General features: G+C 30.3%; 3 protein-coding genes. 2 read left to right on the top strand and 1 reads right to left on the bottom strand.

Going from position 1 to position 2681, the window contains the following annotated elements; all coding sequences use genetic code 11:
• Positions 1-327 precede the first annotated feature (327 nt).
• The gene (locus tag AC23P2_RS30985; RefSeq protein ID WP_183980792.1) at positions 328-864 is read left to right on the top strand and encodes a replication/maintenance protein RepL; all 537 of its coding nucleotides are present in this window, start codon (positions 328-330) and stop codon (positions 862-864) included.
• Positions 865-1166: 302 nt separating this feature from the next.
• Here AC23P2_RS30985 and AC23P2_RS30980 read toward each other — a convergent pair whose 3' ends face one another.
• Positions 1167-1796, bottom strand: coding sequence for a hypothetical protein (locus tag AC23P2_RS30980; protein ID WP_183980794.1), 630 nt, complete (start codon positions 1794-1796; stop codon positions 1167-1169).
• A 210-nt stretch (positions 1797-2006) separates the two neighbouring features.
• On the opposite strand from AC23P2_RS30980, the gene AC23P2_RS30975 reads away from it, so the two are divergent.
• Positions 2007-2504 carry a hypothetical protein gene (locus tag AC23P2_RS30975; RefSeq protein WP_487776772.1) on the top strand — a complete coding sequence of 166 codons (498 nt, stop codon included), beginning with the start codon at positions 2007-2009 and terminating at the stop codon, positions 2502-2504.
• Positions 2505-2681: the final 177 nt, after the last annotated feature.

Below are 2681 nucleotides of genomic sequence, written 5' to 3'. Positions count from 1 at the left end.
TTGGCACGGCTCATGCCTAAAAAAAATCCCGGGGGTGTGGGGGCTGGCCCCCAATCACTAACACACAAAAGTCCTTTCTACCTACCAAAAAAAGTCCCTTTTTTATCAGTTATTAGATACAGAAGAAAAAAAATGTATAACTATCTAGTTATGAGGTATTTATATTGAAACTATGTTGCATACTCTGCAACAATAGTGTTGCACAAGCTATGCAACATAGTTTCAACATAATGATGCAAAAAAACTTCATTTTATTTCTTTCTTGCATCATTATGTTGCATAAAAATTTTATATTTGTGCAGCAATGACGCAACAATGTTTCACTATATGCAACACAATTTTATGTCACACGAAAAGGAAATTATTAATTATCATACAGGAGAATTAGAGCTAGTTAATGATAAATTTGTTCAACTTTATTTAGATAAGTTAGATTTGATAATTGAAATGACTGGAGAAAATCCTACTGCGGTTAAAATGTTCGTATGGTTATTACAACATATGGATAGGCGTAACGCATTAGTTATTAGTCAAGAAGCATTAGCAGAAGCTATGAACTTACATAGAACGACAATTTTTAGATCTACTTTGTATTTAAAGGAAAAGAAAGCTATTGATGTCCTAAAATCGGGAAATACGAATATATATGCTGTTAATGCCCAAGTAGCATGGAAATCAGATGCTAAAGGAAAAAAGTATGCAATGTTTGATGCTAAGGTATATATTGCAGAGTGTGAACAAAAAGATGATAAACCCTTATTTAATACAAGTTTATTAGGTCACGCAGTTAAAAAACCTATAAAGCGGGTAAGAAAAAATCAGCATCAATCTATAAAAGACTTTGAGAATAAAGATATTAGCTGAAACAAACAGAGGCTCTGCAGGGATGCAACCCGAGAAGGGATAAGCTAAGCCGTACACAAGTGTGTAAGGTAAGTCGTTTGTAAACATTTTACAAACGACTTTTTTATGCTCTTACCTCGCCTTTTCCTTTTTCCCATGCAAAAATAATTCCCTGTTCCAGCTTTGTAAAGGTCAAGCCCTTCGGGTTTTGGCTAAAAAATCTCCACCCTCCGGGTAGTATTTTTTAGCCAAAAACCTTGACAAACCTTCCACAGGGAATTATTGAAAAGCAGGGGAAAAAGGAAAAAATATTTAGAGGTTTATTATGGCCTTTTCACTTCTCTTAAAGAATTATCCTTAAAATGTCTATATTTTACCATTACGAATTCTCCTGATATTAGATACTTATTATCTAAACCATCAATATATCCCTTAAATCTTAGAACTAATTCAGGAAAGTCAAATGTAGCCTTTGAATGGAATCCGTCAAAATTACTTAAAGAAAATTCGACAGTAACATATCCAAGTTTTACTGGGTTCATGTACTCTGAATAACTTTTAATGTTCTTATGCCAAAAAGTAGATTTGAGGATAGGTGAATAACAAAGGTTAACAAACTTCATAGAATCCTCTGTTATATCGATGGTTATTAAATTATTTGGTATCGCTTTGTATAAATAATCTAAAATTATGTTACAACCTATATTATTTTCATTAAGCATTGATTTATAAATATTTACAGAATCACTTTTTGTTAATTTTGGTTCTATAAACAGAGTATCCAGGCTATAAATTCCTCTTACAAAGAAAGGAAACTTATCATTTCTGAATAATTCTTTGTTATTCTCATACAATATACCTTTGTGATTTTTATATATACTTTGACAATAACAACATTTAGTATAAAATAATATACCAATAAAAAATACAAAAAAAAATAATTTAAAATTCATGATATTTTACAAAATATAGTTAACTTACACGTGTTTTTTAAAAATGGTCAAACAATTAACAATTTTAAAACTATAAAAATTTACAATCTTTACAAAGTTACATTATTAATGTTTCTGATTTCGTTCCTAACCTCTTGTCAAGTAAATAATGAAGAAGTTCTTATTTCTCCAAATCCTTCTTCGCAAAGAATTCTTAACTCAATAAAAGGTATGAGTCAATATAATAATTACTTGGCAACTGACCAAAAGATACAAGAACTAATGCCGCAAATCATAAGTAATACAACAAAAGAACAGAAATTTGTTTATAATAACATTATAAACAAATATACAAACAAGTTTGATATGTTCAAAACCAAAGATTTGGAATTAGTTTCTTCTATTTTAGATATTACAAAACCAGTAGAAGATTTAAGAAATACTAGACTTAGTATTATTAAGTCTATTCATTCTAATTTATTAAAGATTTATCCCTCATTAACATTTAATGAAGTGGCTTTAATTCTTAATAAAGATGCAAAAGCAAATGCCCGAATTTCCTCTTGTTCAAGTGATGCTTATGCTGCATCTTGGAATGCTTTTGAGTACGCTCTTCAAGTTTATGGAGATCCTCATTTTGCATATATATTTGCTGATTGGGTATATAGTAAAACATATATGAGTTGCTTAGATCCTATAGGTAGAGGAGAGGGTATGGCAATGGCTTAATTGTTTAAAAAAAATCTAAGAATTTTCTGTTCTTAGATTTTTTTTAAACAGCGTAGTTATAGCTCACTATAACTACGCTGTAGTTGAGTTCGGCAAGGATACCCTGCACCCGTTTAAAAAAGTTGTATAATCATATGGGAAAGAGCAGCATACACATTGTACCAGTGAAAGGTGGTA

Source organism: Runella sp. R0.1_18 (assembly GCF_057652155.1).
Note: the sequence above shows the minus strand (reverse complement) of the source record. Positions and strands in the feature narration are given on the sequence as shown.

What these genes read in the sequence shown, in the direction of transcription:
- AC23P2_RS30975 (WP_487776772.1), top strand. Translation starts at nt 2,007, where the DNA reads ATGAGTCAATATAATAATTACTTGGCAACTGACCAAAAGATACAAGAA.
- AC23P2_RS30980 (WP_183980794.1), bottom strand. Translation starts at nt 1,796, where the DNA reads ATGAATTTTAAATTATTTTTTTTTGTATTTTTTATTGGTATATTATTT.
- AC23P2_RS30985 (WP_183980792.1), top strand. Translation starts at nt 328, where the DNA reads ATGCAACACAATTTTATGTCACACGAAAAGGAAATTATTAATTATCAT.